The sequence below is a fragment of the Modestobacter sp. VKM Ac-2977 genome (assembly GCF_026968045.1).
GTDB lineage: Bacteria > Actinomycetota > Actinomycetes > Mycobacteriales > Geodermatophilaceae > Modestobacter.
Genome location: NZ_JAPVBQ010000001.1, coordinates 1,485,613 through 1,510,411, shown reverse-complemented (window position 1 = coordinate 1,510,411; position 24,799 = coordinate 1,485,613). Strand labels below are relative to the sequence as shown.

The following is a 24,799-nucleotide window of genomic DNA, read 5'->3' as shown; positions in this document are numbered from 1 at the left end:
GTGGGACGACGCGCCGGTCACGTGCCCCGGCGCACCGTGCCCAACGACCGGCGGCCGGGAAACACCGTCCGGCCGCTCGCCCGGCGCGAGCTCAGAAGGTGATGCCCAGGGCGATGCCTCCGAGGAAGTAGACCGCGGCGGTGATCAGCACGATGCCGATCACGTTGAGGATCGCCCCGGCGCGGATCATCTGCCCGATCGTGACGTAGCCGGAGCCGAACACGATCGCGTTGGGCGGGGTGGCCACCGGGAGCATGAACGCGCAGGTGGCGGCCAGGGCAGCGGGCACCAGCAGCACCAGCGGGAAGAGGTCGAGCCCGAGGGCGACCCCGCCCAGGACCGGCAAGAAGGCCGCCGCCGTCGCCGTGTTGCTGGTCACCTCGGTGAGCAGCAGGACGACTCCGGCAGTGACGACCACCAGGAGGATGGCCGGCAGCGTCCCCACCGCGCCCACCTGGTTGCCCACGTACTCGTCCAGCCCGCTCGCCTGCACCGCGGCGGCCAGGCTCAGACCCCCGCCGAAGAGCAGCAGGACGCCCCAGGGCAGCTTCTGCGCCTGCTGCCAGTCCAGTGCGGAGACGCCCTCCCGGGCCTTGACCGGGATGAGGAACAGCGCGACGGCGGCGGCGATGGCGATGGCGGCGTCGTCGAGGTTGGCCACGAACGGCAGCACGTCGGTGAGCGCCGTCCAGCCGGTCAGCGGCTGGCGGAACACCCACAGCAGGGCGGTGGTCACGAACACCACCAGCACGGTCCACTCGCCCCGGGACATCGAGCCGAGCTTCTCGATCTCGGACTGGATCACCCGCTTCCCGCCCGGGATGTCGCGCAGCCCGGACCGGAAGGCCACCTTGGTGAGCACCAGCCAGGCGAGCACCAGGAAGACCGCGGCCAGCGGCAGGCCCATCAGCATCCACTCGCCGAAGCCCAGCTCGATGTCGTAGTTCTGCTCCACGAAGGCGGCGAGGATGAGGTTGGGCGGGGTGCCGATCAGCGTGGCCAGCGAGCCGATGCTGGCCGCGTAGGCGATGCCCAGCATCAGGGCGACGGCGAAGTTCCGGGTGTCGGAGTCCTGGATGAGCTCGGTGACCGCCGGGCCGCCGCCGTCGGTGTCGTCGTCGGTGGCCGCGTCGACGGCCTCGGCGTCGACGCTGCCCGCGGCCACCCGGTCCAGCACCAGCATCAGCACGCTCAGCCCGATCGGGAGCATCAGCACCGTGGTCGCGGTGTTGCTCACCCACATGCTGAGGAAGGCGGTGGCGAGCATGAAGCCGGCGATCAGCCGGGGCGGCTTGGTGCCGACCGCCCGGACGGTGAGCAGCGCGATCCGCCGGTGCAGCTCCCACTTCTGCATGGCCAGGGCGATCATGAAGCCGCCCATGAACAGGAAGATGTTGGGGTTCGCGTAGGGCGCGGTCGCCTCCTCCACCGTCAGCACGCCCAGCAGCGGGAAGGCCACGATCGGCACCAGCGCCGTCGCCGGCAGCGGGAGCGCCTCGGTCATCCACCAGACGGCGAGCAGGACGCCGACCGCCGCCGTCGTCCGGCCGGCCGTGCTCAGGGCGTCGTCCTGCCGGAGCAGGAAGTAGACGACCAGCGCGGCGACCGGTCCGCCGATCCGGCCCGCCCACTGGCGGCCGGGCGGGACCGACGTGTCGGTGACGTTCACCTGCTCCCCACCCCGGCCGGTGGCGGGCCGGCTGCGGTCGGTCACCTCCGCCGCCGGTGCCTGCTGCTGGTCTGCCCGTCGTGCCACGGTGGGTCCTCTCCTCGACGCTCGACCGGTGCCGCCGGCCCGGGTCAGGCCGGTTGCAGGTCGGCGACGACGGCGGCCGGAGCCGGTTCGTGGCCCAGCGGACGCCGGGTGAACCGGCCGGTGCCGTGCGACACCGACCGCAGCGCACGCGGGTAGGTGATCAGCTCCCGCTCCGGCACCTCGGCGTGCACCGTCGTCCCCTCGCGCGCGGGGTCGGCGACGCTCCCGGTGACCCGGGCCCGCCGCCCGGCGAGGTCGCCGAGCACCGGGCCGACGTGCTCGGCGGGGACCGTCACCTCCACGGCGCACCAGGGCTCCAGCACCCGGGTGCCGGCCGCGGCGGCGAGCTCCCGCAGCGCCAGCGCGCCGGCGGCGGAGAACGCCGCGTCGGAGGAGTCGACGGAGTGCGCCTTGCCGTCGACGAGGACGACCTCCACGTCGACCAGCGGGCGGTTCCCGCTGATCCCGCGGGCGGCCTGGGCGCGGACCCCCTTCTCCACACTGGCGTGGAACTGGGTGGGCACCGCTCCGCCGACCACCCGCTGGCTGAAGGTCACCCCGGACCCGGCCGCACCCGGCCGCCCCTCGAGGACGACGACCGCGTACTGCCCGTGCCCGCCGGACTGCTTGACGTGCCGCCCGGTCACGGTGGCCGGACCGGCGAGCGTCTCGACCATCGGCACCTGCACCGGCGGCGTCTGCACGGCGACCCCGTACCGGCCGCGCAGCCGGTCCAGGAGCACGTCCGCGTGCGCGTCGCCCACGCACCACAGCAGCAGCTGCCCGGTGTCCGGCCGCCGTTCCACCCGCACGGCCGGGTCCTCGACGGCCAGCCGGGTGAGCGCACCGGCGAGCCGGTCCTCGTCGCTGCGCGAGGCCGCCTCGACGGCCACCGGCAGCTGCGGGTCCGGCAGCGGCCAGGGCCGCACCACCAGCGGGTGCTCCGGGTCGGAGAGGGTGTCCCCGGTCTCCGCGCTGCTCAGCCGGGCCACCGCGCACAGGTCGCCGGCCGGGCACTCGGCGACCGGCCGCAGCACGCTGCCCAGCACACTGGCGAGGCCGCCGACCCGCTCGTCGGCGTCGTGGTCGGGGTGCTGCTCCCCCCAGCCGGAGCCGTGGCTGCCCACGTGCACCGGGACGTCGGGGCGCAGGGTGCCGGAGAAGACCCGTACGAGCGAGACCCGGCCGAGGTAGGGGTCGGTCGTCGTCGTCTTCACCACCTCGGCCACGAGCGGACCGGCCGGGTCGCAGCCCACGTGCCCGGCCGGCCGGCCGTCCGGCCGGGCGACCGCTGGGCACGGGCGCTCCAGCGGCGAGGGGAAGGCGCTCACCAGCACGTCCAGCAGCTCGGCCACCCCGAGCCCGGTGGGCGGCGCCGCGCACAGCACCGGGTGGAAGTCACCGCGGGCCACCGCCGTCTCCAGGTCGGCGACCAGGTCGGCGACCCCGATCGGCTCACCGGCGAGGTAGCGGTCCATCAGCGTCTCGTCCTCGCTCTCCGCGATCACCCCCTCGATCAGCTCGGCGCGCAGTCGGTCGCGCTCGGGGTTCCCGGGCCGTGGTTCCAGCAGGGAGGTGAGCGCGCCGTCGTCGCCCAGCACGTGCAACGGGTGCACCCCGGCGCCGAACAGCTCCCGGCAGCTGCGCACGACGGCGGGGACGTCGGCCCGCGGCCGGTCGACCTGGGTGACCACGACCGCCCGCGGCAGCCCGACGGCGGCGCACTCGTCCCACAGCTGCACGGTGCCGGCGTCCACCCCGGCCACGGCGGAGACGACCACCAGCGCGGCGTCAGCGGCCCGCAGCGCGGCCCGCAGCTCACCGACGAAGTCCGGCGCACCGGGGGTGTCCAGCAGGGTGACCCGGTGGCCGGCGTGCTCGACGGTGGCCGCGGCCAGCGAGACCGAGTGCTGGAGCCGGACCTCCACCTCCTCGGTGTCCAGGCAGGTGGTGCCCTCCTCCACCCGGCCGGCGCGGGGCAACGCACCGGCGGCCGCCAGCAGCGCCTCGGCCAGGGTGGTCTTGCCGGCGCCGGCGCGGCCGACCAGCGCCACGTTGCGCACCTGCTCGGGCGGGCGGGGCGCCGGTGCACCCACGCCGGTTCGGTTGCTGCTGCCGCTGTGCGTCGCCACGCAGACCTCCGGACGTCGTCGTCCCAGGTGCCCACCCTGGCCCCTGGAGGCGGACCCGGACAAGGGCCTGGCGTGTCGGGTGCGCCCTCCAGACGAGACTGGCCGGCGTGCTGCCGCCGTCGGGGACGCCCGGGACCGACCTGCCGGTCCGCTCGGTGCTGCCCGCCCTCGACGCGGCGATGACCGCCGCCGGTGCCGCCGTGCTGGTCGCCCCGCCGGGCACGGGCAAGACCACGCTGGTGCCGCTGGCGCTGGCCGGCCGGCTGCCCGGCCGGGTGCTGGTGGCCGAGCCCCGGCGGGTGGCCGCCCGGGCCGCGGCCCGGCGGATGGCGTCGCTGCTGGGCGAGCCGGTGGGCCGTTCGGTGGGCTACAGCGTGCGCGGTGACAGCCGGCGCAGCGATGCGACCCGCGTCGAGGTGGTCACCACCGGCCTGCTCGTCCGCCGGCTGCAGGCCGACCCGGAGCTGCCCGGGGTGTCGGCCGTGGTGCTCGACGAGTGCCACGAAAGGCAGCTGGACACCGACCTCGCACTGGCCTTCACCCTCGACGTCCGGGCCGCGCTGCGCCCGGAGCTGGAACTGCTGGCCATGTCGGCGACCGCCGCGACCGACCGGCTGTCCGGGCTGATGGGCGGTGCGCCGGTCGTCGAGGCGACGGGCTCGCTGCACCACGTCGAGCCGGTCTGGTGCCCGCCGAGCCCACCGGTCGCCCCGCCGCACGGTTCGTCCGTGGACCCGCGGCTGCTGGCCGCGGTCGCCGACACCGTGCGCCGGGCGCTGGCCGAGGGCCCGGGCGACGTGCTGGTCTTCCTCCCCGGCGCCGCCGAGATCGGCCGGGTCGCCGGGCTGCTGAGCGGGGTGGACGCCGACGTCCGGCCGCTGCACGGCCGGTTGCCGGCCGACCAGCAGGACGCCGCGCTCGCCCCGGGCCCCCGGCGCCGGGTGGTGCTGTCCACCGACGTCGCCGAGACCAGCCTGACCGTGCCCGGGGTGCGCAACGTGGTCGACGCCGGCCTGGCGCGGGTGCCGCGGTTCGACGTGGCCCGCGGGATGGGCGCGCTGGTCACGGTCCGGGTCTCCCGCGCCTCGGCGGTGCAGCGGGCCGGCCGCGCGGGGCGGGAGGCGCCCGGGCGGGTGTACCGGCTGTGGTCGGCCGCCGAGCACGACCGGCTGCCCGCGGCGGCCGAACCGGAGATCGCCCTGGCCGACCTGACCGGGCTGGCGCTGGAGCTGGCGGTCTGGGGCGCCCCGGACGGCGCCGGCCTGGCGCTGCCGGACGCACCGCCGGCGGCCGCGTTCACCGTCGCCCGGTCGACGCTGCGCCAGCTGGGCGCGGTGGACGACGACGGCCGGGTCACCCCGCGCGGCCGGGCGCTGACCGCGGTCGGGGCGCACCCGCGGCTGGCCCGGGCGCTGCTCGACGGCGCCGCGCAGGTGGGCCGGCGGCGCGCAGCGGAGGTCGTGGCGCTGCTGTCGGGTGACGTCGCGCCGCGCTCCGACGACCTGGTCGCCGAGTGGCGGGCGTTGCGCGGTCAGTCCGGCGGACCGGCCGCCCGCTGGCGGGAGGAGGTGGCCCGGCTGACCCGGGCGGCGCCGGCGGCTCCGGACACGGGCCTGCCGGACGACGCCGCCGCCGGGCTGCTCGTCGGGCTGGCGCACCCGGAGTGGCTGGCCCGCCGCCGTCCCGGCACCGAACGCACCTACCTGCTGGCCGCCGGCACGGGTGCGGAGCTGGCGCCCGGCACCGCGCTGTCCGGCGCCGGCTGGCTGGCCGTGGCCGCCGCCGACCGCGCGCCGGGGCGGCGCGACGCCCGGGTGCGCGCCGCGGTCGCGATGGACGAGGCGACCGCCCTGGCGGCAGGTGCGGCCGCGCACACCGACGGACCGGAGGTGACCTGGCGGGACGGCGACGTCCGGGCGGCCCGGGTCGAGCGGCTGGGCGCGATCGTGCTCACCGAGCGTCCGCTGCCCGACCCGGACCCGGCGGCGGTGACCGCGGCGCTCGCCGAGGGCCTGCGCCGGGACGGGCTGACCCTGCTGACCTGGACGCCGGCCGCCCGGGCGCTGCGCGAACGGCTGGCCGCCGCGCACGCCGGGCTGGGTGAGCCGTGGCCGGCGGTGGACGACGAGTCGCTGCTCGCCGCGCTGGCCGACGGGGCGGCGCTGTCCGGCGCCCGCAGCCGCCGGGACCTCGCCCGGGTCGACCTGGTCGCCGCGTTGCGCGGGCTGCTGCCCTGGCAGCTGGCCGGGCGGCTGGACGAGCTGGTGCCCGAACGGGTCGAGGTGCCCACCGGCTCGAACGTGCGGGTCGACTACGCCGATCCCACGGTGCCGACCCTGTCGGTGCGGGTGCAGGAGGTGTTCGGCTGGGCGGCAGCACCGGTGGTGGCCGGCCGGCCGCTGCGCCTGCAGCTGCTCTCCCCCGCGTCCCGGGTGGTCGCGACGACCGCGGACCTGGCCGGCTTCTGGGTCACCGGGTACCCGGCGGTCCGCAGCGAGCTGCGCGGCCGCTACCCCCGGCACCCGTGGCCGGAGGCCCCGGCCAACGCCGTCCCGACGCGCCGGGCCAAGCCCCGCGGGACCTGACTGTGTACAGATGTACACAAGGATGTGTACGCTCGTACACATGACGGACGACCTGCGCTCCATGCGCGACCGGATGCTGGCCGGCGACCCCTACATCGCCGACGACCCGCAGCTGGCGGCGGAGAGCACCCGGGCGCAGTCGCTCACCCACCGCTACAACACGATGGACCCCACCGACGGCGCAGCCCGGCGGGCCGTGCTCGAGGAGCTGCTCGGCGCCTTCGGCCCGGGCAGTGAGATCCGCGCACCGTTCCACTGCGACTACGGCCACCAGACCACGGTCGGTGCCCGGACCTTCGCCAACTTCGGGCTGGTCTGCCTCGACGTCGCCCGGATCACCATCGGCGACGACGTGCAGATGGGGCCGGGCGTGCAGCTGCTCACCGCGACCCACCCGGTCCAGGCCGGCCCGCGCCGGGCCAAGTGGGAGTCCGCCGAGCCGATCGTCATCGAGGACAACGTCTGGCTCGGCGGCGGCGTGATCGTCTGCCCCGGCGTCACGATCGGCGCCAACACGGTGGTCGGCGCCGGCTCGGTGGTCACCCGGGACCTGCCCGCCGACGTCGTCGCGGTCGGCAGCCCGGCCCGGGTCGTCCGACCGCTCCCGTGAGCCAGGCCCCCGACTCCGAGACGGGCGACCGGCCGATGCGGCGGCACGACCCCGACCGGGCGGCGCGGATCGTCGAGGCGACCGTGAACGTCATCGCCGAGCACGGCGTCGCCGGCACCACCCACCGGCTGATCGCCGCGGCCGCCGACGTCCCGCTGGGCTCGCTGACCTACCACTTCACCGGCCTGGAGGACCTGCGCGCGCAGGCCTTCGCCCTGCACGCCGAGCGGATGGCGGTCAAGTACGAGGCGCACTTCGCCGAGGTCGCCAGCACCGCGGACGTCGTCGACGCCGTCACCGAGCTGGTGCACGCCGATGCCGACGCCGACGACCGCGACTGGGCGGTGGCCTACGAGCTCTTCCTCGCTGCGCTGCGCGACCCGGCGCTGCGGTCGGTCACCGAGTCGTGGATGCGCCGCAGCCGCGGAGTGCTCGAGCGGTTCGTCGACCCGACCACCTCACGGGGGCTCGACGCGCTGGTCGAGGGCCTGGTCATGCACAAGGTCCTCTCCACCCGACCGGTCTCCCGCGCCGAGACCCACGAGATCATCGCCCGGGCCGTGCGGCCCACCGACTCCCAGGAGATCCCGCGTTGACCAGCACCGACGTCCGCCGGTCACCCGACCCGGCCCAGGTGACCACGGCCATGCGGGCGGTCTACGTCGCCTTCATCGGCGCGGGGTTCGCCTTCGCCAGCTGGGCCAGCCGGATCCCGCAGGTCCGCGACCGGCTCGACCTCGACCCGGCCGCGCTGGGCCTGGTGCTGCTGGCCATCGCCGCCGGGTCGGTGATCGCCCTGCCGCTGGCCGGCACCCTGATCGGGCGGATCGGCTCTCGCGCGACGGTGATCGTGATGGCGCTCGTGCTCGCCGCGGCGACGGGCGTCATCGCCATCGGCTCGGTCACCTCGGTGACCGTGCTGACGGCCGGGCTGTTCGTCATGGGCCTGTCCAACGGCGCCTGGGACGTCGGGATGAACGTCCAGGGCGCCGTCGTCGAGCGGCACCTGGGCCGGGTCGTCATGTCCCGCTTCCACGCCGGCTTCAGCCTGGGCACGGTCATCGGGGCGCTGCTGGGGACGGCGATGGTCGCCCTCGACGTGCCGGTGCCGGTCCACCTGGCCGGGGTCGCCGTGCTGGTCGCGGTGGTCGTGCCGCTCACCACGCGGGGGTTCGTCCCCGACGTCGACACCGACCCCGACGGGGTCCCGGCCGAGCGGTTCAGTGCGCTGGCCGCCTGGCGGGAGCCGCGCACGCTGGTGATCGGGGTGGTCGTGCTGGCCTTCTCCTTCGCCGAGGGCACCGCCAACGACTGGCTGGCGGTGGCGCTGATCGACGACCACGGCACGTCGGAGACGACCGGCACGCTGGGCTTCGCGCTGTTCCTCACCGCGATGACCCTGGCCCGCTGGTTCGGCGGCTCGCTGCTGGACCGGTACGGCCGGGTCCCGGTGATCCGGCTGCTGGCCGGGCTGGCCGTCGTCGGCCTGCTGCTGTTCGTGTTCGGGTCCCCGCCGGTCGCCTTCCTCGGCGCCCTGCTCTGGGGTGCCGGCGCCTCGCTCGGCTTCCCGACCGGGATGAGCGCCGCGGCCGACGACCCGGCGCGGGCAGCCGCCCGGGTCAGCGTCGTCGCCTCCATCGGCTACTGCGCCTTCCTGGCCGGGCCGCCGCTGATCGGGCTGCTCGGACAGCAGGTGACCGTGCTGCGCGCGCTGACCGTCGTCGCCGTCCTGCTGGGCGTGGCCGTGCTGGTCGCCGGCTCGCTCCGCCCCCCGGCCGGGACGGCACCGCCCGCCGGCCAGGACGCCGGCGGACCGGGTGTGACCACCTCCGCAGCCACCCCACTCGGCAGAGCCGGCCCCGACCGGTGAGGATCGGGGGGTGACGAGCTCCGCCCCGACCCCCGTGACCGGCGCCCCGACGACGGACGCATGGGGCATCGACGCCAGCTGGCTCGACGCCCTCGACGAGGAACACACGATCTCGCAGCCGACCATCGACCGGCTGCGGGAGGTGATCGGCACCCCGCCCGAGGACCTCCTCGACCGCGCGCCGATCGTGGCACGGCCCGGGGACGCCCTGGAGGTCGACCGCGCCGACGTCGAGTGCGAGGACGGACAGACCCGGCAGGTCGACGGCGAGCTCCCCGAGGACTTCCCGCTCGGCTACCACCGGCTGCGCACCCCCGACGGCCGGGAGCGGCGGCTGATCGTCTCCCCCGGGCGCTGCTGGCTGCCGGAGGGCTGGCGCGCCTGGGGCTGGGCTGTGCAGCTGTACGCCACCCGCGGGCGCGAGAGCTGGGGCATCGGCGACCTCGGCGACCTGCGCACCGTGCGCGAGTTCGCCCAGGCGCAGGGCGCGGGCTTCGTGCTGGTCAACCCGCTGCACGCGGTCGCCCCGACCCCGGCCCAGGAGGACAGCCCCTACCTGCCGGCCACCCGCCGCTTCCGCAACCCGGTCTACCTGCGGATCGCCGAGGTGCCCGGCGCCGACGCCGTCGACATCGAGGCCGACGCCGGCCGGGCCCTCAACGACGGCGAGCTCATCGACCGCGACGCCATCTGGGCGCTCAAGCGCCGGGTGCTCCAGCGGGTCTTCGACGCCGGGGTCGACGAGGGGCCCTTCCGCGACTGGTGGTGGCACGAAGGTCAGCCACTGATGGACTGGGCGACCTGGTGCGCGATCGCCGACGAGCACGGCCCGGACTGGCACACCTGGCCCGAGCCGCTCCGCGACCCCCGCGGCGCCGCCGTGGCCGACTTCGTGGCCGCCCACGACCGGGAGATCGCCTTCCACGCCTGGCTGCAGTGGCTGCTCGACGTCCAGCTGCGGGCGGCCACCGAGGGCACCACCGTGATCCAGGACCTGCCGATCGGGGTCGCCGGCGGTGGCGCGGACGCCTGGGCCTGGCAGGACGTGCTGGCCCAGGGCGTGAGCGTCGGCGCCCCGCCGGACGCGTTCAACAGCCAGGGCCAGGACTGGGGCTCCCCGCCCCTGGTGCCCTGGCGGCTGCAGGCCGCCGACTACGAGCCGTTCATCCAGTCGATCCGGGCCACGATGGCCGGTGCGGGCGGCCTGCGGGTCGACCACGTGATGGGCCTGTTCCGGCTGTGGTGGGTGCCCTCGGACGGCAGCGCGGCCGAGGGCGCGTACGTCCGCTACCCGCACGAGGACCTGCTGGACATCGTCGCTCTGGAGAGCCACCGGGCACAGGCGATCGTCGTCGGCGAGGACCTGGGCACCGTGGAGGACGGCGTCCGGGAGGCGATGGCCGAGCACGGGATCCTGTCCTACCGGCTGCTGTGGTTCGAGGACGACGAGCCCGCGAAGTGGCCCGCCGAGGCGATGGCCGCGATCACCACCCACGACCTGCCGACGGTCGCCGGGCTGTGGACCGGCTCCGACCTGGCCGAGCAGCGGGAACGCGGGCTGGGCACCGAGGAGGAGCTGCTGCGCGGCCGCACGTCGCTGCTCGGGCACCTGGACTTCGTCCCCGAGGGCGCCGACCCGGCCGAAGCGGTCGAGGCAGCCCACCGGCAGCTGGCCACCGCGCCGTCGACCCTGCTGTCGGCGACGCTGGACGACGCGCTCGCCGAGGAGCGCCGGCCCAACATGCCCGGCGCGAACGACCGGCCCAACTGGTGCCTGCCGCTGCCGGTGCCCACCGAGGAGCTGGCCGCGCACCCCGGCGTCCAAGCCGTCGCGGGCGTGCTGGGCGCCGGGCTGCACCCGGTCACCACCAAGGGCAAGGTCAAGAGCGGCAAGCGGAGCAAGAGCACCGGCCGGAGCACCCGCACCAAGCACAGGTGAGCATGGCGCCCCGCGTCGTGGGGCGAGACCGGGCTGGTGGCTGCCTGCGCCATCGCGAGGCAGCCACCAGCCCGTGGTGATCACCGCCGGGGTGCCGGTACTCACCCCGGCCGCCGTCAGCTCCGGATGAACTCCAGCAGGTCGGCGTTGATCGTGGCCGCCTCGGTGGTCGGCATGCCGTGCGGGAAGCCGGCGTAGGTCTTCAGCGTCCCGTTCGGCAGCAGCTCGACCGACAGCGGCGCCGAGTCCGCGTAGGGCACGACCTGGTCGTCGTCACCGTGCATCACCAGGACCGGGACGGTGATCTTCTTCAGGTCGTCGGTGAAGTCGGTCTGGGAGAAGGCGACGACGCCGTCGTGGTGGGCCTTGGCGCCGCCCATCATCCCCTGGCGCCACCAGTTCTGGATCAGCCCCTCGACCGGCTCCACGCCCGGCCGGTTGAAGCCGTAGAACGCGGTGGCCGGCAGGTCGCGGTAGAACTGCGCCCGGTTGGTGGCCACCTGCTCCTGGATGCCGTCGAAGACGCTCTTGGGCAGCCCGCCGGGGTTGGCGTCGGTCTGCACCATGATCGGCGGCACCGCGCTGATCAGCACCGCCTTGGCGACCCGGTCCTGGCCGTGCCGGGCGATGTAGTGGGCCACCTCGCCGCCACCGGTCGAGTGGCCCACGTGCACCGCGTCGCGCAGGTCCAGGTGGGCGGTGAGCGCCGCCAGGTCGTCGGCGTAGTGGTCCATGTCGTGGCCGTCGCTGGTCTGGGTGGAGCGGCCGTGGCCGCGGCGGTCGTGGGCGATCACCCGGAACCCGTGCTGCACGAAGAACATCAGCTGGGCGTCCCAGTCGTCCGACGACAGCGGCCAGCCGTGGCTGAACACGATCGGCTGACCGGTCCCCCAGTCCTTGTAGTAGGTCTCGATGCCGTCGTGGGCCAGGACGGGCATGGCGTCTCCTCCGTGGGTGCTGCGGGTGTTGGCGCTGAGCACGCTAGGGACGACGCCGCCGCGGGACTGTGCCCTCGGCGCCCGGTGCTGGCCCCTGCGTGCCGACCACCCGGCCCCGACGCCCTTCCCCGCAATCGGTCGGGGCGGCAGGATGTCGGTGCTCGCGGCAGCGTCGCCGACCACCCGCACGGGGAGGCGCGATGGTCACGCTCCTGGACAGCCGGCAGCTCACCGGCGCCGACCGCCGTCCGGCCGCCGTCGTCGCGCGGCTGCAGGCCGGGATGAGCTCTCGGGTGTGGCTGCGCGAGCCCACGGCACCGGTGCAGGTGCGCCTGGACGCCTGGCAGCTCGGCGGCCTGCCGGTGCTGCGCGCCGACGTGGTGGGCCCCCTGGCCGTCAGCCGCCGCCGGACGCCGCCGGACGCCCCGCCGGTGGTGTCGTTCTACGTCCAGGAACACGGCACCGGCCGGCACGAGCAGGGCGGCCGGCGACGTGCCCTGCCGCCCGGCACCCTCGCGGTCACCGACGTGACCTCCCCCTACTCCTTCTCCTGGGGGGACACCGAGGGCGCGGGCCGGGCCCTGCAGATCCCGGTCGCCCGGCTCGGGCTCTCGGTGGACGTCGTGCGCCGGGCGGCACCGCACGTGGCGGACAGCCCGCTGTACGAGCTGGTCCGGGCGCACGTCACCCAGGTGACCCGGGACGCCGAGAGGCTGAGCGCAGACCCGGGGTGGCCGGCGCTGTCCGTGGCCACCGTGGAGCTGGCGCGGGCCCTGGTCGTCTCCGCGGCGGATGCAGACGGCACCACCTGCGCCGTGCCGGGCAAGACCCTGCTGGCCCGGATCCGCACCTGGGTCGACCAGCACCTGACCGACCCTGACCTCGACGCCGCCCGGATCGCGGCCGAGCACGCGATCAGCGTCCGCCAGCTCTACCGGCTGTGCTCGGCAGCCGGGTTCAGCCCGGAGCAGTGGGTCATCGACCAGCGCCTGGAGGGCGCGCGGGCCGAGCTGGCGCGGCCCGGCGGCCGGCCGATCGCCGCGGTCGCCCGGTCATGGGGGTTCAGCGACCCGTCGCACTTCAGCCGCCGGTTCCGGGCGGCCTTCGGGACGACGCCCCGGGAGTGGCGCGACCAGCGACCACCCCCGATGACGTCCCCCGGTGCCGGCGCCCGCGCCCGCGCCGACGTCGAGTGACAGCTGAGCGGGGATCCCGGGGCCGGGAAGCCCGCTCAGCTGTCAGTCGACGGTGGTCCGGCATGCTTCGAACGCGTGTTCGATCAGCGTGCGAGGATGTCCGGGTGGCCGGGGGGATGCAGCGGGGGCGGCACGCCGGCTCGTTGGCCGACCGCGCGGCCCGGTCCGGACTCCCCGCATCATCGCCGTCCGGGCCCCCGCCGTCCGGGCCACCGCCATCTGGGCCACCGCCATCTGGGCCACCGCCCGGGCCCGCCGCACCGGCCGACGCCGTTCGCCGGCCGGCCGGCGGCCACGGACGGCACTGCTGGGTGCACGACCCGCCCGACGCGCCGGGCACCTGGCCGGGGCTGCTGGTCGAGTGGCGGCAGCGGGAGGACGGCTGGCACGGCCGGGTCGCCTACACCGTCGTCGGTGCGCACGGCCCGGTGCTGGTGGAGGCCTGGCTCCCCGCAGGACAGTTGGAACAGGGCTGAGGCCCTAAGGTGCGCCGCATGACGGACGAGCAGGCGGAACCGGTGGTGATCCGGGCCCAGGGCCGGCCGGACGGCGGGCGCATCCCGGTGCTCAGCGCTCCCCCACACCCCGGGCAGCCGTACCCGAGCCTCGGCATCCGGTGGGTCGAGGACGGCGCCGTCCTCGGGGTGACCACCTGGGGAAGCAGCAGCCACCCCAGCCTGCCCCGCACCGCACGGGTGTCCGAGGGCGAGCTCACGCTGACGTTCGGCCCGCTGCAGGACGCCACGTCGCCCCCGGGCTCCGTCGACGTGATGACCAATGACGTGGCCGCCTACACGACGTTGATCGAGCCGCCGGCCGGGCTGGCCCCCTCCACGCCGACCCGGGTGCACGTCGGTGACGAGGTCGTGGAGCTGCCCCCCGCCGGCACACCACCGCCCCCACCGATCCAGCTCCTGCCGGCGTCGGCCCGGCCGCCGCAGCCGCCCGAGCTGCGCCGGTTTGAGGGGACGCCGACCTGGGATACCGAGGAGTGGACGCCGCCCGGAACCGCCGGGCCATGAGAGCGGAGGACGCGATGACCAGCCCGCACGACGAACCGACGCTCGATGATGTGATGACCCCTGAGGAGTCGGCCCCCCGGGACCGCAGCGAGCACGCCAAGGACCCGCACCTGTCCGACGAAGCGCTCGAGCACCGCACCGAACTGGAGCGCCAGGCGGTGCAGTCCGACGACGCGAACCCGGCCGGCGCCTACGAGCACGACGCCACCGAGGGCTGAGTCACCGAGGCCCGAGCCGACCAGCTCCGACGAGGGCGGCGCACCCGGGAACCCCCGGGGCGCCGCCCTCGTCGCGTCCGGTCAGGGCTGCAGGGAGCGGGTGCGGCCGAGCGCGCCGGTGAGCACCAGGGCCGCGAGCGCGCAGCCACCGGCGAGCAGTGCGACCCCGGGCCAGCCGGCGTCCTGCCAGGCCCGGCCGGCCAGCGTGCCGCCCACCGACGAGCCGACGTAGTACCAGAACGAGTAGAGCGAGGCCGCCTGCCCGACCGGCCGGCCGCCCAGCTGGGCCCGTGCCGCCACCCAGCCACTGGCCACGCCGTGGGCGGCGAAGAACCCGACGGTCAGCACGCACAACCCCAGGACGACGCACCACAACGGCGTCGGCAGGGTCAGTGCGATGCCCGCCGCCATCAGCGCCACCGCTCCCGGCACCACCACCCGCCGGCCCATCCGGTCGGCCAGCCAGCCGGCGGTCGGCGAACTCGCCGAACCCAGCAGGTACGCCAGGAACACCAGCCCGGCCACCGCGGGCGTCAGCGAGTAGGGCGCGGACTCCAGCCGGAACGTGCCGGCGTTGTAGACGGCGACGAAGCCGCCCATGAGCAGCGCGGCCAGCCCGTAGAGCGCGAGCAACGCCGGGTCGGTGAACGCCGAGCCCAGCTGGCGCAGCAACCTGCCCTGCCGGGAGAGCGGGGTGAACCGGCGGGCCGGGGGCAGCAGCAGCCGGACGGCGACCGCACAGGCGACGGCGACCACCGCCGCACCGCCCAGCGCCGTCCGCCAGCCGCCCAGTTCGGTCAGCACGCCGGTGAGCAGCCGGCCGGACAGGCCACCGATCGCGGTGCCGCTGACGTAGAGCCCGATCGCGCGCGAGCTCATCGCCGGGTGCAACTCCTCGCGCAGGTAGGCCACCGCCACGGCGGGCAGCCCGGCCAGGGCGAAGCCCTGCAGCCCGCGGAGCACCAGCAGCGCCTCCCACCCCGGCGCCAGCGCGATCAGCACCGCGAGCAGCGCGGCGGCGGCCAGGCTGGCGTGCAGGATGCCGGTGCGGCCGCGGCGGTCCGACAGCGGCCCGAGCACCAGCAGCCCCACGGCGAGCGCGGCGGTGCTCACCGAGATGACCAGCGTCGAGGCCGCCGGGGTCACCTCGAAGGAGCGGCTGAACTCCGGCAGCAGGGCCTGCGGTGCGTACAGGCTGACGAACACGGCGATCCCGGCGAGGAACACGGCGGTGGCCGCCCGCCGGAAGCCCGGCTCACCGGCCCGGTGGCCCGGCCACTCCCCCGTCGTCACGCCCGGGAGCCTGCCCGTGTGCGGCGCGCCACCCGCAGCGGGGTCAGGAGGCCTGCTCGGCCACCAGTTCCTCGGCCCGGGAGTCCAACGCCTCCTGCGCCACCTGGGCGTCGTCGAAGGGCACCGGGGCGCCGTCGTCGGTCAGCGTGGTCTCGTGGCCGCGGCCGACGACGAGCACCACGTCCCGGCTCCCGGCGGCCTCCACCGCAGCGGTGATCGCCGCCCGGCGGTCGAGCACGGTGTGCACGACCGCGCTGCTGCCGATCAGCCCGACCCGCAGCTCCTCGACGATCGCCTCGGGCCGCTCACCGTGGCTGCCCTCGTTGGTCAGCCACACGGTGTCGGCGGCGCGGGCGGAGACACCGAGCCCCTGGCGCTTATACCGGTCGCGGCGGCCGCGGGCGCCCAGCACCAGGTGCACCTCCCCGCCGGGCCCGGTGAGGTCGCGGGCGGTCTGCACCGCGGCGGCCAGCGCCCGAGGGGTGTGGGCGTAGTCGACGATGACGAGCGGCCCACCCGGCTCGCGCAGCAGGGTGTTGCGCCCCGCCGGTGCCGCGGTCGCGGCGAGGCCCGCGGCGATGGTCTCCGGCGCCAGCCCGAGCGAGCGGCCGGTCGCCCAGGCTGCGGCGATGTTGCCCACGTGCACCCGGCCGACCAGCGGCGAGCAGATCCAGTGCCGCCCGCCGTCGTCCTCGACGACCACGCTGGTGCCGTCGACGCCGGTGCGCCAGCCCAGCACCCGGACGTCGGCGGGCACCTCCGGCCGGGTGGACACCCGGGTCACCGGCACCCGCGCCTGGTCGGCCAGCCGACGGCCCCACGGGTCGTCCACCACGACGACGGCGCTGTCGGTGCGCTCGGGGGTGAACAGCAGCGCCTTGCTCGCCCAGTACTGCTCGATCGTGCCGTGGTGGTCGAGGTGGTCCTCCTCGAAGCCGGTGAAGACCGCCACCTCGACGTGCACGGCGTCGACCCGGCCGACGTCCAGGGCGATGGAGGAGGCCTCCACCACCGCGCTGGTGGCGCCCGCGTCGAGCATCCAGCGCAGCAGCCCGTGCAGCTCCGGCGCCTCGGGGGTGGTCAGCCGGGTGCCGCGGGTCTGACCGGCCACCCGTGCGCCGAGTGTGGTGACCACTCCGGCGCACTCACCGGCGGCCTCGAGCACGCCGCGCACCAGCGTGCTGGTCGTCGTCTTGCCGTTGCTCCCGGTCACGCCGACCAGCCGCAGGTGCTCGGCGGGGTCGCCGGTCAGCAGGGCGCCCAGCGGCCCGAGCAGCGCGCGGACCGACGGCACCAGCAGCTGCGGTGCGTCCAGCGGCAGCAACCGGTCGACGAGGAGCGCCGCAGCCCCGGCGGCCAGGGCGGCCTCGGCGAACCGGTGGCCGTCGCTGCGCGCCCCGCGGACGCAGGCGAACAGGCAGCCGGGGGTCACCGCCCGCGAGTCGGTGACCAGGTCGCGCACCAGCAGGTCGTCGGCGCCACCGGAGCGGACGACGGGACCGGTGGCCACGCTGCGGGCACGGGACTCGACAGCAGCCCAGGGGACCGCGGGGAGCGACACCCGGTCGACGGTAGGCCAGCGGCGCGTACCCGGCAGTGCGAGATCCGGTGGCGCACGACCGTCCTGTCGCCGACGCGCCGCGCGGCTGGTTGGCTCGGGCCGTGCCGCAGCTGACCGCCGTCGACGTCGCCTGCTGGGTGCTCAAGAGCAACCGGCCGCCCGAGGCCCTGGCCCCCCGGTGGCGGCCGGGTGACGCTGCGGTGCTGGACCGGTGCGTGCGGCCCTCCTACCGGCTGGGCCTCATGGCGCCGGGCCAGCCGTGTCTGTTGTGGGTCAGCGGCCGCGACCGGCCCGGGGTGCACGCCCTGGGCGAGCTGGCCGGGCCGGTGGACGACGCCGCCCCGGGCGGGCCGGCGGTCGCCGTCCGGTGGACCCGGCTGGCCCACCCGGTCGACCGGGCCGAGCTGCTGGCCGATCCGGCGACCCGTGCGGCCGAGGTGCTGCGGATGCCCGCGGGGAGCAACCCGTCGTGGCTGTCACCCGACCAGTACGCAGCCGTGCTCACCCACGCCGGGGCCACCGCCTGACCGAGCCGCTCAGGCACTCCGGGGCGCGTACATGATCAGCGCGACGCCGAGCAGGCAGACCAGCGCACCGGCGACGTCCCAGCGGTCCGGCCGGAAGCCGTCGGCGGCCATCCCCCACAGCAGCGACCCGGCGACGAAGACCCCGCCGTAGGCGGCGAGCACCCGGCCGAAGGCGGCCTCCGGCTGCAGCGTGGCGACCATGCCGTAGAGCGCCAGCGACACCATCCCGATGCCCACCCAGAGCCAGCCGCGGTGCTCCCGCAGGCCCTGCCAGACCAGCCAGGCGCCGCCGATCTCCAGCAGTGCGGCGAGCACGAACAGGGCGATGGAGCGGATCGTCACACCGGCCAGTCTCCCGGTCGCACAGCCGGGGCTGGGACCATGGCTCACCGTGACGGACAGCCGGTACCGCTGGGGCGGGCTCGCGTGGGTGCTGACCCTGCAGTTCTTCGTCGTCGAGGCGATCGCCGCGTTGCAGTACGACGGCTACTCGTACTCGGCGGACGTGATCAGCGACCTCGGTACGGCCACCTCGCCGGCCCGGTTGCTGATGAACGCCTCCTTCCTCCTGCAGGGGGTGCTGATCATCGCCGGGGCGGTGCTGTTGCGCCCCGGACTGTCCGGCACGGGCGGGCGCCTGGCCGGCCCGCTGCTGGGCCTGTCCGGGCTCGGGGTGCTGCTGGTCGGGCTCTTCCCCTCCGACGGCGACACCACGGTCCACGCGATCGCGGCGGGGGTGCACTTCGTCGCCGGGGCGCTCGGGCTGATCGCCCTGGCCTACGGGGTGCGGCCCGGCTCGGAGGCGGTGGGCACCACGCTGGCCGTGCTGGGGCTCGTCGGGGTGATCGGCACGATCTTCTTCGCCTCCGCGGTGTTCGTCGGGCTCGGCGAGGGCGGCATGGAGCGGGTGGCCGGGTACGTCGTGCCGCTGGGCCTCCCCCTGGCCGGCGCCCTGCTGTGGCGGCAGAAGGACGACTGGCTGGCGCTCACCAACCCCGACGGGACGCCGAGCCGCCGGCAGCTGCGGGAGGACGCCCGGCTGGAGCGCGCACAGCGGGCCGCCGAGCGGGACGCCGCCCTGGAGGCAGCAGCCCGCCACCCGGCCCCGGACCCGGCGCGCCCGAGCACGGTCGCCGCGGACGAGGCCGACGACTTCGACCCCGACGACCCCTGGGCCCCGCGGCGGCGCTGAGGCCGAGGCGCACCGCCGGTCAGGAGCAGCAGGCGTCGGCGCCCTCGGGGGTCAGCGCCGCGAGCGTGGCCAGTGCCTTGACCGGCCCGGCGAGCGCCTCACAGCAGAGCGCGTAGACGTTGCTCCGGCCCCTCGGCGTGCTCGTGACCAGCCCCTGGTCGCGCAGCGGCGCCAGGTGGTGGCTGACCAGGGTCTGGCTCATGCCCGCGGCGTCGGTGAGCTCCCGGACGGTGCGCGGCCCCTCGGCCAGCAGCAGGAGCAGGTGCAGCCGGTTGGGGTCGCCGAGCGCCTTCAGCTGCGGGGCGAGCAGGCGGGCACGATCGGCGGGAGAGGTCAGCTCATCGACGTCGAGCAGTCGCACGTCCAGGTCCTGGCGCATGCCGGCAAGTCTGCCACATAGTGGTTGTTGTCAACAGTGTTCGCTGTTAACGTCACGCCGCGTTGGTCGACGAGCGAGGGGTGCGGATCGCATGAGCGCGTACACGACGGACGACCTGCCGGTCGTGGTGATCGGTGCCGGCCCGGTCGGGCTGGCCGCCGCGGCCCACCTGCTGGAACGCGGCCTGGAGCCCCTGGTGCTGGAGGCAGGCGACCAGCCCGGGTCCGCGGTGCGGGCCTGGGGGCACGTGCGGCTGTTCTCCCCCTGGGAGTACGACGTCGACGACGCCGCCGTCCGGCTGCTCGAGCAGACCGGCTGGGAGTCCCCCGACCGTGACGCGCTGCCCACCGGCGCCGAGCTCGCCGACCGGTACCTGGCGCCACTCGCCGCGACGCCGCAGCTGGCCGGCCGGATCCGCACCGGCACCCGGGCGGTCGCGGTGAGCCGGGCCGGGGTGGACAAGACCCGCTCCGTCGGCCGGGAGGGCCGGGCGTACCTGGTGCGCACCGTCGTCGACGGCCGGGTGCAGGACCTGACCGCCCGCGCGGTCATCGACGCCTCCGGCACCTGGGGCCAGCGCAACCCCCTGGGCGATGCCGGCCTCCCCGCGATCGGTGAGGAGCGGGCCGGCGACTGGCTGGCCGGTCCGCTGCCCGACGTGCTGGGCCGGGACCGGGCGCGGTTCGCCGGGAAGCACACCCTGGTGGTGGGCATGGGGCACTCGGCGGCGAACACCCTGCTGGCGCTGGTCGAACTGCAGCGCAGCGAGCCCGGCACGCAGATCAGCTGGGCCATCCGCGGCCGCTCCCCCGCCCGGCTCTACGGCGGCGGGGACTCCGACGGGCTGCCCGCCCGCGGGCTGCTCGGCTCCACCCTGAAGGCCGCCGTCCGGGCCGGGCACGTCGAGCTGCACCGCGAGGTCACGCTGACCGAGGTGGCGCCGACCGGCGACGGGCGGCTCCGGGTGACCGGTACCGCCAGGGACGGCGCCCCGTTGGACCTGCAGGTCGACGCGCTGGCCGCGGCCACCGGCTTCCGCCCGGACCTGGACCTGCTGCGGGAGGTGCGACTGTCCCTGGACCCGGGCGTGGAGGCACCGGTCCAGCTCGCTCCGCTGATCGACCCCGACTTCCACTCCTGCGGCACCGTGCCCCCGCACGGGCACCGCGAGCTCGCCCACCCCGACGAGGGCTTCTACCTGGTCGGCATGAAGTCCTACGGCCGCGCCCCCACGTTCCTGCTGGCCACCGGCTACGAGCAGGTGCGCTCGATCGCCGCCGCGCTCGCCGGGGACCTCGAGGCGGCCGATCGGGTGCAGCTGCGCCTGCCCTCGACCGGGGTGTGCAGCACCGACCTGGGCGCCCGGGAGGCCGCCGAGACCGCAGGCGTCGGCTTCCCCACCGGCAGCGCGCACGGCCGGTCGGCGGAGGAGGCGGAGCCGGCGAGCTGCTGCGGCCCGGCGCCGCAGCCGGTGACCACCGGGGCCTCCGCCCTGGACTGATGAGCGGCTCCGCGGACGTCCCGCGGCGCGCGGCGCGGCCACGCTGCTGCAGGCGACCGTCGTCGCCGACCGGTGGGGCAGCGCCCGGCTCCAGCCGGCCGGCGGCGCGTCACGGGGTCACCGGCTCGCCAGCCGCAACCGGGTGGCCCGGTAGCCGATGCCCACGGCGAGGACGGCGGTGCCACCGATCACGGCCTGCCACGGCAGCGTGGCGACGAGGACCAGGCAGCCCACCAGGCCGAGGACCTGCAGCGCACGGGGGAACCGCCGGTGCGCGCCGTCCTGCGTGAACGCCGCGGCGTTGGCGACGGCGTAGTAGAGCAGCACCCCGAAGGAGGAGAAGCCGATCGCGCCGCGCAGGTCGACGGTCAGCACCAGCAGACAGACGACGAGCCCGACGGTGACCTCGGCGCGGTGCGGGACGGCGAACCGGGGGTGCACCGCGGCCAGGTACCGCGGCAGGTCGCCCTCCCGGCCCATCGCCAGGCTGGTGCGGCCGACGCCGGCGATCAGCGCGAGCAGTGCGCCGAGCGCGGCGGTGGCCGCGCCGATCCGCACGACCGGGCCGGCCCAGTCCCAGCTCCCGGCGGCCACGGCGGCGGCCAGCGGCTCGGCGGTGCCGGCGACACCGTCGGGACCCAACGCGGTCAGCAGGGCCACCGCGACCACCAGGTAGAGCCCGACGGTGAGGCCCAGCGCCAGCATGATGGCGCGCGGGATGGTCCGGACCGGGTCGCGGACCTCCTCGCCCATCGTGGCGACGCGCGCGTACCCGGCGAAGGCGAAGAAGAGCAGCCCGGCCGACTGCAGCACCCCCAGGACGCCGCCCTCGACCGCCCAGGTGTCCGGTCCGTCGCCACCGGCCCCGCCGCCGAGCAGCATCGCCGCGACCGCGACGGCCAGTGCAGCCAGGACGACGGTGACGATCACCCGGGTCAGCCCGGCGGTGCGGGTCACGCCGCGGTAGTTCGTCGCGGTGAGCGCCAGCACGGCGGCCACGGCCACCGGGCGCTGCCAGCCGGCCGGCGCGGCGTACGCGGCGAAGGTGAGCGCCATCGCCGCACAGCTGGCCGTCTTCCCGATCACGAATCCCCAGCCGGCGAGGAAGCCCCACCAGTGCCCGAGCCGCTCGCGCCCGTAGACGTAGGTGCCACCGGAGGCGGGGTACTGCGCGGCCAGCTGGGCCGAGGCGGTCGCGTTGCACCAGGCCACCACCGCCGCGATCGCCAACCCGATGAGCAGCCCGGCGCCGGCGGCCTGGGCGGCCGGGGCGAACGCGGCGAACACACCGGCGCCGATCATCGACCCCAGGCCGATGACGACGGCGTCGCCGGTGCCGAGTCGGCGGGACAGGCCTGGTCCGACGGTCACACCGACTCCTCGTTCCCGGTCTGCAGCTCGGTTCCGGCGCCCGCGCCCAGGTCGAGTCGGGTCCGGCCGCCGACATCGTCCCCCGGCACCCCTGGCGCACCACCGTGATCCGCGCCACGATGACGGCGTCTGCGGGTCACCGACCGAACCGGAGCACGAGCATGCGCCACTGCCTGATCGTCGCCAACCAGACCCTCTCCACCGACACGCTCAGTGCCGCCGTGGAACAACGCATGGCCGCGGAACCGCACGAGTTCCACATCGTGGCCCCGGCCACGCCGCTGGACGACCAGCTGGACGGCCCCGGCGCCTATGCGAGCCTGGGCCCCTCGCCTGCCGACCGCGCCTATGCCGTGGCCGCGCAGCGCCTCGAGCAGGCGCTCGAACACCTCCGGACGCTGGGTGCCACGGTCGACGGCGAGGTCGGTGACCCGGACGTGCTGGAGGCGGTCCGCGAGGCCCTCCAGCACGTCGCGGCCGACGAGATCGTCGTCTCCACCCTGCCGCACGGGCTGTCGAAGTGGTTGCGCCGCGACCTCCCGGCCCGGCTGCGCAAGGTCACGGACGTCCCGGTCACCCAGCTCACGGCCGAGCAGGACGCCGACGCCCGCGCCTGACCGGAGGCCGCACCCGCGGTCGCGCCCCGGGCTCACCGCGGGCGCGGGTCGACGCCGAGCTCGGCGGCCAGCGACCGCACCTGCCGGGCGATGTCGTCCCGGACCAGCCGCATCCGGTCCATGCCCTCGACGCCGCGCGCGGAGGGCTCGTCGACGTCCCAGGTGAGGAGACGGGTGCCGGGCACCGGCTCCACGCGGGCCTCCCGGCCGAGGGTCACCACGATGTCGGCGTCCCGCACCAGCTGCTCGGAGACCGGCTTCGGGCGCTCGCCGCTGATGTCGATGCCCAGTTCGGCCAGGGACCGGACCGACTGCTCGTTCAGCGCGTCGCCGGGCGCCGTCCCGGCGGAGGCCACCTCGACGGCGTCCCCGGCGAGGTCCGCCATCAGCGCCGCGGCCAGCTGCGACTTCCCGGAGTTCCGCGCGCAGACGAACAGCACGCTCGGCCGGCCGGTCACGGGGTGACAGGCACCTGGAGCTCGGTGAGCAGCCCACGGATGCGCGTCTCGATCTCGTCCCGGATCGGGCGCACGGAGTCCACGCCCTTGCCGGCCGGGTCCTCCAGTGCCCAGTCGAGGTACCGCTTGCCCGGGAAGACCGGGCAGGCGTCCCCGCAGCCCATGGTGATGACGACGTCGGAGGCCTCGACGGCGTCGGTGGTGAGCACCTTGGGCCGCTGGTCGGAGATGTCGATGCCGACCTCGGCCATGGCCGCGACCGCGGACGGGTTCACCTGGTCGCCGGGCACCGAACCGGCCGAACGCACCTCGACGGCGTCGCCGGCCAGGTGCCGCAGCCAGCCGGCGGCCATCTGGGAGCGGCCGGCGTTGTGCACGCAGACGAACAGGACGCTGGGCGTGGTCATGCGTTCCTCCGGGAGGGGTCGGGGACGGCCGGGACGGTGGGGTCGCCCGGGAACCAGCGGCGGGCGGCCCAGAGCGAGACGTAGACCAGCGCGACCAGCACCGGCACCTCGATCAGCGGGCCGACGACCCCGGCCAGCGCCTGCCCGGAGGTGACGCCGAAGGTGCCGATCGCCACCGCGATCGCGAGCTCGAAGTTGTTGCCGGCGGCGGTGAAGGCCAGCGTGGCGGTCTTGGCGTAGCCCAGCCCCAGCCGCATGCCGAGCAGGAACGACCCGCCGAACATGAGGAAGAAGTACGCCAGCAACGGCAGCGCGATGCGGACGACGTCCCACGGGTTCGAGGTGATCGCATCGCCCTGCAGGGCGAAGAGCATGACGATGGTGAACAGCAGCCCGTAGAGCGCGACCGGGCCGATCCTGGGGAGGAAGCTCCCCTCGTACCAGTCGCGCCCCTTGGCCCGCTCGCCGATCGTGCGGGTCAGGAAGCCGGCGACCAGCGGGATGCCGAGGAAGACCAGCACCGAGAGCACGATCGCCCAGAAGCTGAACTCCGCCGACGTGGTCGACAGCCCCAGCCAGCCGGGCAGCACCTGCAGGTAGAACCAGCCGAGGACGGCGAAGGCGAAGATCTGGAAGACCGAGTTGATCGCCACCAGGACGGCGCCGGCCTCCCGGTCACCGCAGGACAGGTCGTTCCAGATCAGCACCATGGCGATGCAGCGGGCCAGGCCCACGATGATCAGCCCGGTGCGGTACTCGGGCAGGTCGGGCAGCAGCAGCCAGGCGAGGGCGAACATCAGCGCCGGGCCGACCAGCCAGTTCAGCACCAGCGAGGCGCCCAGCAGCTTCCGGTCCCCTGTCACCCGGTCGAGCTCGGAGTACCGCACCTTGGCCAGCACCGGGTACATCATCAGCAGCAGCCCGATGGCGATCGGCAGGCTCACCTCACCGACCCGGACGGCGTCCAGCGCGTCGTCCAGCCCGGGGACGAACCGGCCGAGCAGCAGGCCGAGGACCATCGCGGCGACGATCCACACCGGCAGGAAGCGGTCCAGGGTGGACAACCGGGCCAGCACCGGGGTCTCGAGGTCGGTGCCGGAGCGGGGGGTCTCCGCGGCGAGATCGCTCATGGGGGTGGGCTGCTCCTCTGTCCCCTGGACGGGGACGTGCATCGACGGGCGTCTATCTCGCAGAGGATGCCCCGAGGTATCGACACCCGTCAATGCC

Annotated in this window: 24 protein-coding genes; 13 read left to right on the top strand and 11 right to left on the bottom strand. The window is 75.6% G+C overall.

Annotated elements, in window-relative coordinates; all coding sequences use genetic code 11:
- Window positions 1-91: 91 nt before the first annotated feature.
- Both O2V63_RS07335 and O2V63_RS07330 read right to left on the bottom strand, forming a co-directional pair.
- Window positions 92-1,756 carry an SLC13 family permease gene (locus tag O2V63_RS07335; RefSeq protein ID WP_269166874.1) on the bottom strand — a complete coding sequence of 555 codons (1,665 nt, stop codon included), beginning with the start codon at window positions 1,754-1,756 and terminating at the stop codon, window positions 92-94.
- Window positions 1,757-1,800: 44 nt separating this feature from the next.
- A complete protein-coding gene (locus tag O2V63_RS07330) occupies window positions 1,801-3,888 on the bottom strand; it encodes an elongation factor G-like protein EF-G2 (RefSeq protein ID WP_269166873.1) in 2,088 nt (695 codons plus the stop codon).
- Window positions 3,889-3,995: 107 nt separating this feature from the next.
- Between O2V63_RS07330 and hrpB the strand changes: the two genes are divergently transcribed.
- Genes hrpB through malQ form a run of 5 tightly spaced genes read left to right on the top strand, consistent with a single transcriptional unit; the run spans window position 3,996 to window position 10,892 of the window.
- Entirely contained in the window at window positions 3,996-6,473 is a 2,478-nt protein-coding gene (gene hrpB / locus O2V63_RS07325) for an ATP-dependent helicase HrpB (protein ID WP_269166872.1), read from the top strand.
- A gap of 40 nt (window positions 6,474-6,513) precedes the next feature.
- Window positions 6,514-7,083 (top strand): sugar O-acetyltransferase, encoded by a 570-nt coding sequence (locus tag O2V63_RS07320; RefSeq protein WP_269166871.1) that lies wholly within the window; start codon window positions 6,514-6,516, stop codon window positions 7,081-7,083.
- Window positions 7,080-7,679 (top strand): TetR/AcrR family transcriptional regulator, encoded by a 600-nt coding sequence (locus O2V63_RS07315; protein ID WP_269166870.1) that lies wholly within the window; start codon window positions 7,080-7,082, stop codon window positions 7,677-7,679. Before O2V63_RS07320 ends, O2V63_RS07315 begins: the two co-directional genes overlap by 4 nt.
- Window positions 7,676-8,953, top strand: coding sequence for an MFS transporter (locus tag O2V63_RS07310; RefSeq protein ID WP_269166869.1), 1,278 nt, complete (start codon window positions 7,676-7,678; stop codon window positions 8,951-8,953). Before O2V63_RS07315 ends, O2V63_RS07310 begins: the two co-directional genes overlap by 4 nt.
- 10 nt (window positions 8,954-8,963) lie before the next feature.
- Window positions 8,964-10,892: a 4-alpha-glucanotransferase gene (gene malQ / locus O2V63_RS07305; protein ID WP_269166868.1), complete on the top strand. Its 1,929-nt coding sequence runs from the start codon at window positions 8,964-8,966 to the stop codon at window positions 10,890-10,892.
- A 116-nt stretch (window positions 10,893-11,008) separates the two neighbouring features.
- Here malQ and O2V63_RS07300 read toward each other — a convergent pair whose 3' ends face one another.
- Complete coding sequence (locus O2V63_RS07300; protein ID WP_269166867.1) at window positions 11,009-11,830, bottom strand: alpha/beta fold hydrolase; 822 nt, start codon at window positions 11,828-11,830, stop codon at window positions 11,009-11,011.
- 200 nt (window positions 11,831-12,030) lie between these two features.
- On the opposite strand from O2V63_RS07300, the gene O2V63_RS07295 reads away from it, so the two are divergent.
- The 4 genes from O2V63_RS07295 to O2V63_RS07280 all read left to right on the top strand — a co-directional run bounded on the left by O2V63_RS07295 (window position 12,031) and on the right by O2V63_RS07280 (window position 14,266).
- Window positions 12,031-13,026, top strand: coding sequence for a helix-turn-helix domain-containing protein (locus O2V63_RS07295; RefSeq protein ID WP_269166866.1), 996 nt, complete (start codon window positions 12,031-12,033; stop codon window positions 13,024-13,026).
- A 311-nt stretch (window positions 13,027-13,337) separates the two neighbouring features.
- On the top strand, window positions 13,338-13,502 hold the full coding sequence (locus O2V63_RS07290; protein ID WP_269166865.1) for a hypothetical protein: 165 nt from the start codon (window positions 13,338-13,340) through the stop codon (window positions 13,500-13,502).
- An 18-nt stretch (window positions 13,503-13,520) separates the two neighbouring features.
- Window positions 13,521-14,048: a hypothetical protein gene (locus tag O2V63_RS07285; RefSeq protein ID WP_269166864.1), complete on the top strand. Its 528-nt coding sequence runs from the start codon at window positions 13,521-13,523 to the stop codon at window positions 14,046-14,048.
- Between the two features lie 14 nt (window positions 14,049-14,062).
- The gene (locus O2V63_RS07280; RefSeq protein WP_269166863.1) at window positions 14,063-14,266 is read left to right on the top strand and encodes a hypothetical protein; all 204 of its coding nucleotides are present in this window, start codon (window positions 14,063-14,065) and stop codon (window positions 14,264-14,266) included.
- 81 nt (window positions 14,267-14,347) lie between these two features.
- Here the strand turns inward: O2V63_RS07280 and O2V63_RS07275 are convergent, their stop codons facing one another.
- Window positions 14,348-15,559, bottom strand: coding sequence for an MFS transporter (locus O2V63_RS07275; protein ID WP_269166862.1), 1,212 nt, complete (start codon window positions 15,557-15,559; stop codon window positions 14,348-14,350).
- A gap of 43 nt (window positions 15,560-15,602) precedes the next feature.
- Window positions 15,603-17,120: a Mur ligase family protein gene (locus O2V63_RS07270; protein ID WP_269166861.1), complete on the bottom strand. Its 1,518-nt coding sequence runs from the start codon at window positions 17,118-17,120 to the stop codon at window positions 15,603-15,605.
- A 101-nt stretch (window positions 17,121-17,221) separates the two neighbouring features.
- Between O2V63_RS07270 and O2V63_RS07265 the strand changes: the two genes are divergently transcribed.
- Entirely contained in the window at window positions 17,222-17,647 is a 426-nt protein-coding gene (locus O2V63_RS07265; protein ID WP_269166860.1) for a hypothetical protein, read from the top strand.
- Window positions 17,648-17,656: 9 nt separating this feature from the next.
- Here the strand turns inward: O2V63_RS07265 and O2V63_RS07260 are convergent, their stop codons facing one another.
- Window positions 17,657-17,989, bottom strand: a complete 333-nt coding sequence (locus O2V63_RS07260) for a YnfA family protein (protein ID WP_269166859.1) — start codon at window positions 17,987-17,989, stop codon at window positions 17,657-17,659.
- A gap of 49 nt (window positions 17,990-18,038) precedes the next feature.
- Between O2V63_RS07260 and O2V63_RS07255 the strand changes: the two genes are divergently transcribed.
- Window positions 18,039-18,839, top strand: a complete 801-nt coding sequence (locus tag O2V63_RS07255; RefSeq protein WP_269166858.1) for a DUF998 domain-containing protein — start codon at window positions 18,039-18,041, stop codon at window positions 18,837-18,839.
- A 19-nt stretch (window positions 18,840-18,858) separates the two neighbouring features.
- Here the strand turns inward: O2V63_RS07255 and O2V63_RS07250 are convergent, their stop codons facing one another.
- Window positions 18,859-19,218: an ArsR/SmtB family transcription factor gene (locus tag O2V63_RS07250; protein WP_052091025.1), complete on the bottom strand. Its 360-nt coding sequence runs from the start codon at window positions 19,216-19,218 to the stop codon at window positions 18,859-18,861.
- 91 nt (window positions 19,219-19,309) lie between these two features.
- Here O2V63_RS07250 and O2V63_RS07245 point away from each other — a divergent pair, with 91 nt between their 5' ends.
- Complete coding sequence (locus O2V63_RS07245; protein ID WP_269166857.1) at window positions 19,310-20,719, top strand: FAD-dependent oxidoreductase; 1,410 nt, start codon at window positions 19,310-19,312, stop codon at window positions 20,717-20,719.
- A 117-nt stretch (window positions 20,720-20,836) separates the two neighbouring features.
- On the opposite strand, the gene O2V63_RS07240 is transcribed toward O2V63_RS07245, so the two are convergent.
- Window positions 20,837-22,090: an APC family permease gene (locus tag O2V63_RS07240; protein WP_269166856.1), complete on the bottom strand. Its 1,254-nt coding sequence runs from the start codon at window positions 22,088-22,090 to the stop codon at window positions 20,837-20,839.
- Window positions 22,091-22,251: 161 nt separating this feature from the next.
- On the opposite strand from O2V63_RS07240, the gene O2V63_RS07235 reads away from it, so the two are divergent.
- A complete protein-coding gene (locus tag O2V63_RS07235) occupies window positions 22,252-22,707 on the top strand; it encodes a hypothetical protein (protein ID WP_269166855.1) in 456 nt (151 codons plus the stop codon).
- Window positions 22,708-22,739: 32 nt separating this feature from the next.
- Here the strand turns inward: O2V63_RS07235 and O2V63_RS07230 are convergent, their stop codons facing one another.
- The 3 genes from O2V63_RS07230 to arsB are packed head-to-tail and all read right to left on the bottom strand — an operon-like array spanning window position 22,740 to window position 24,702.
- The gene (locus tag O2V63_RS07230; RefSeq protein WP_269166854.1) at window positions 22,740-23,165 is read right to left on the bottom strand and encodes an arsenate-mycothiol transferase ArsC; all 426 of its coding nucleotides are present in this window, start codon (window positions 23,163-23,165) and stop codon (window positions 22,740-22,742) included.
- A complete protein-coding gene (locus tag O2V63_RS07225; RefSeq protein ID WP_269166853.1) occupies window positions 23,162-23,572 on the bottom strand; it encodes an arsenate reductase ArsC in 411 nt (136 codons plus the stop codon). Before O2V63_RS07225 ends, O2V63_RS07230 begins: the two co-directional genes overlap by 4 nt.
- The gene (gene arsB / locus O2V63_RS07220) at window positions 23,569-24,702 is read right to left on the bottom strand and encodes an ACR3 family arsenite efflux transporter (RefSeq protein WP_269166852.1); all 1,134 of its coding nucleotides are present in this window, start codon (window positions 24,700-24,702) and stop codon (window positions 23,569-23,571) included. Before arsB ends, O2V63_RS07225 begins: the two co-directional genes overlap by 4 nt.
- Window positions 24,703-24,799 lie beyond the last annotated feature (97 nt).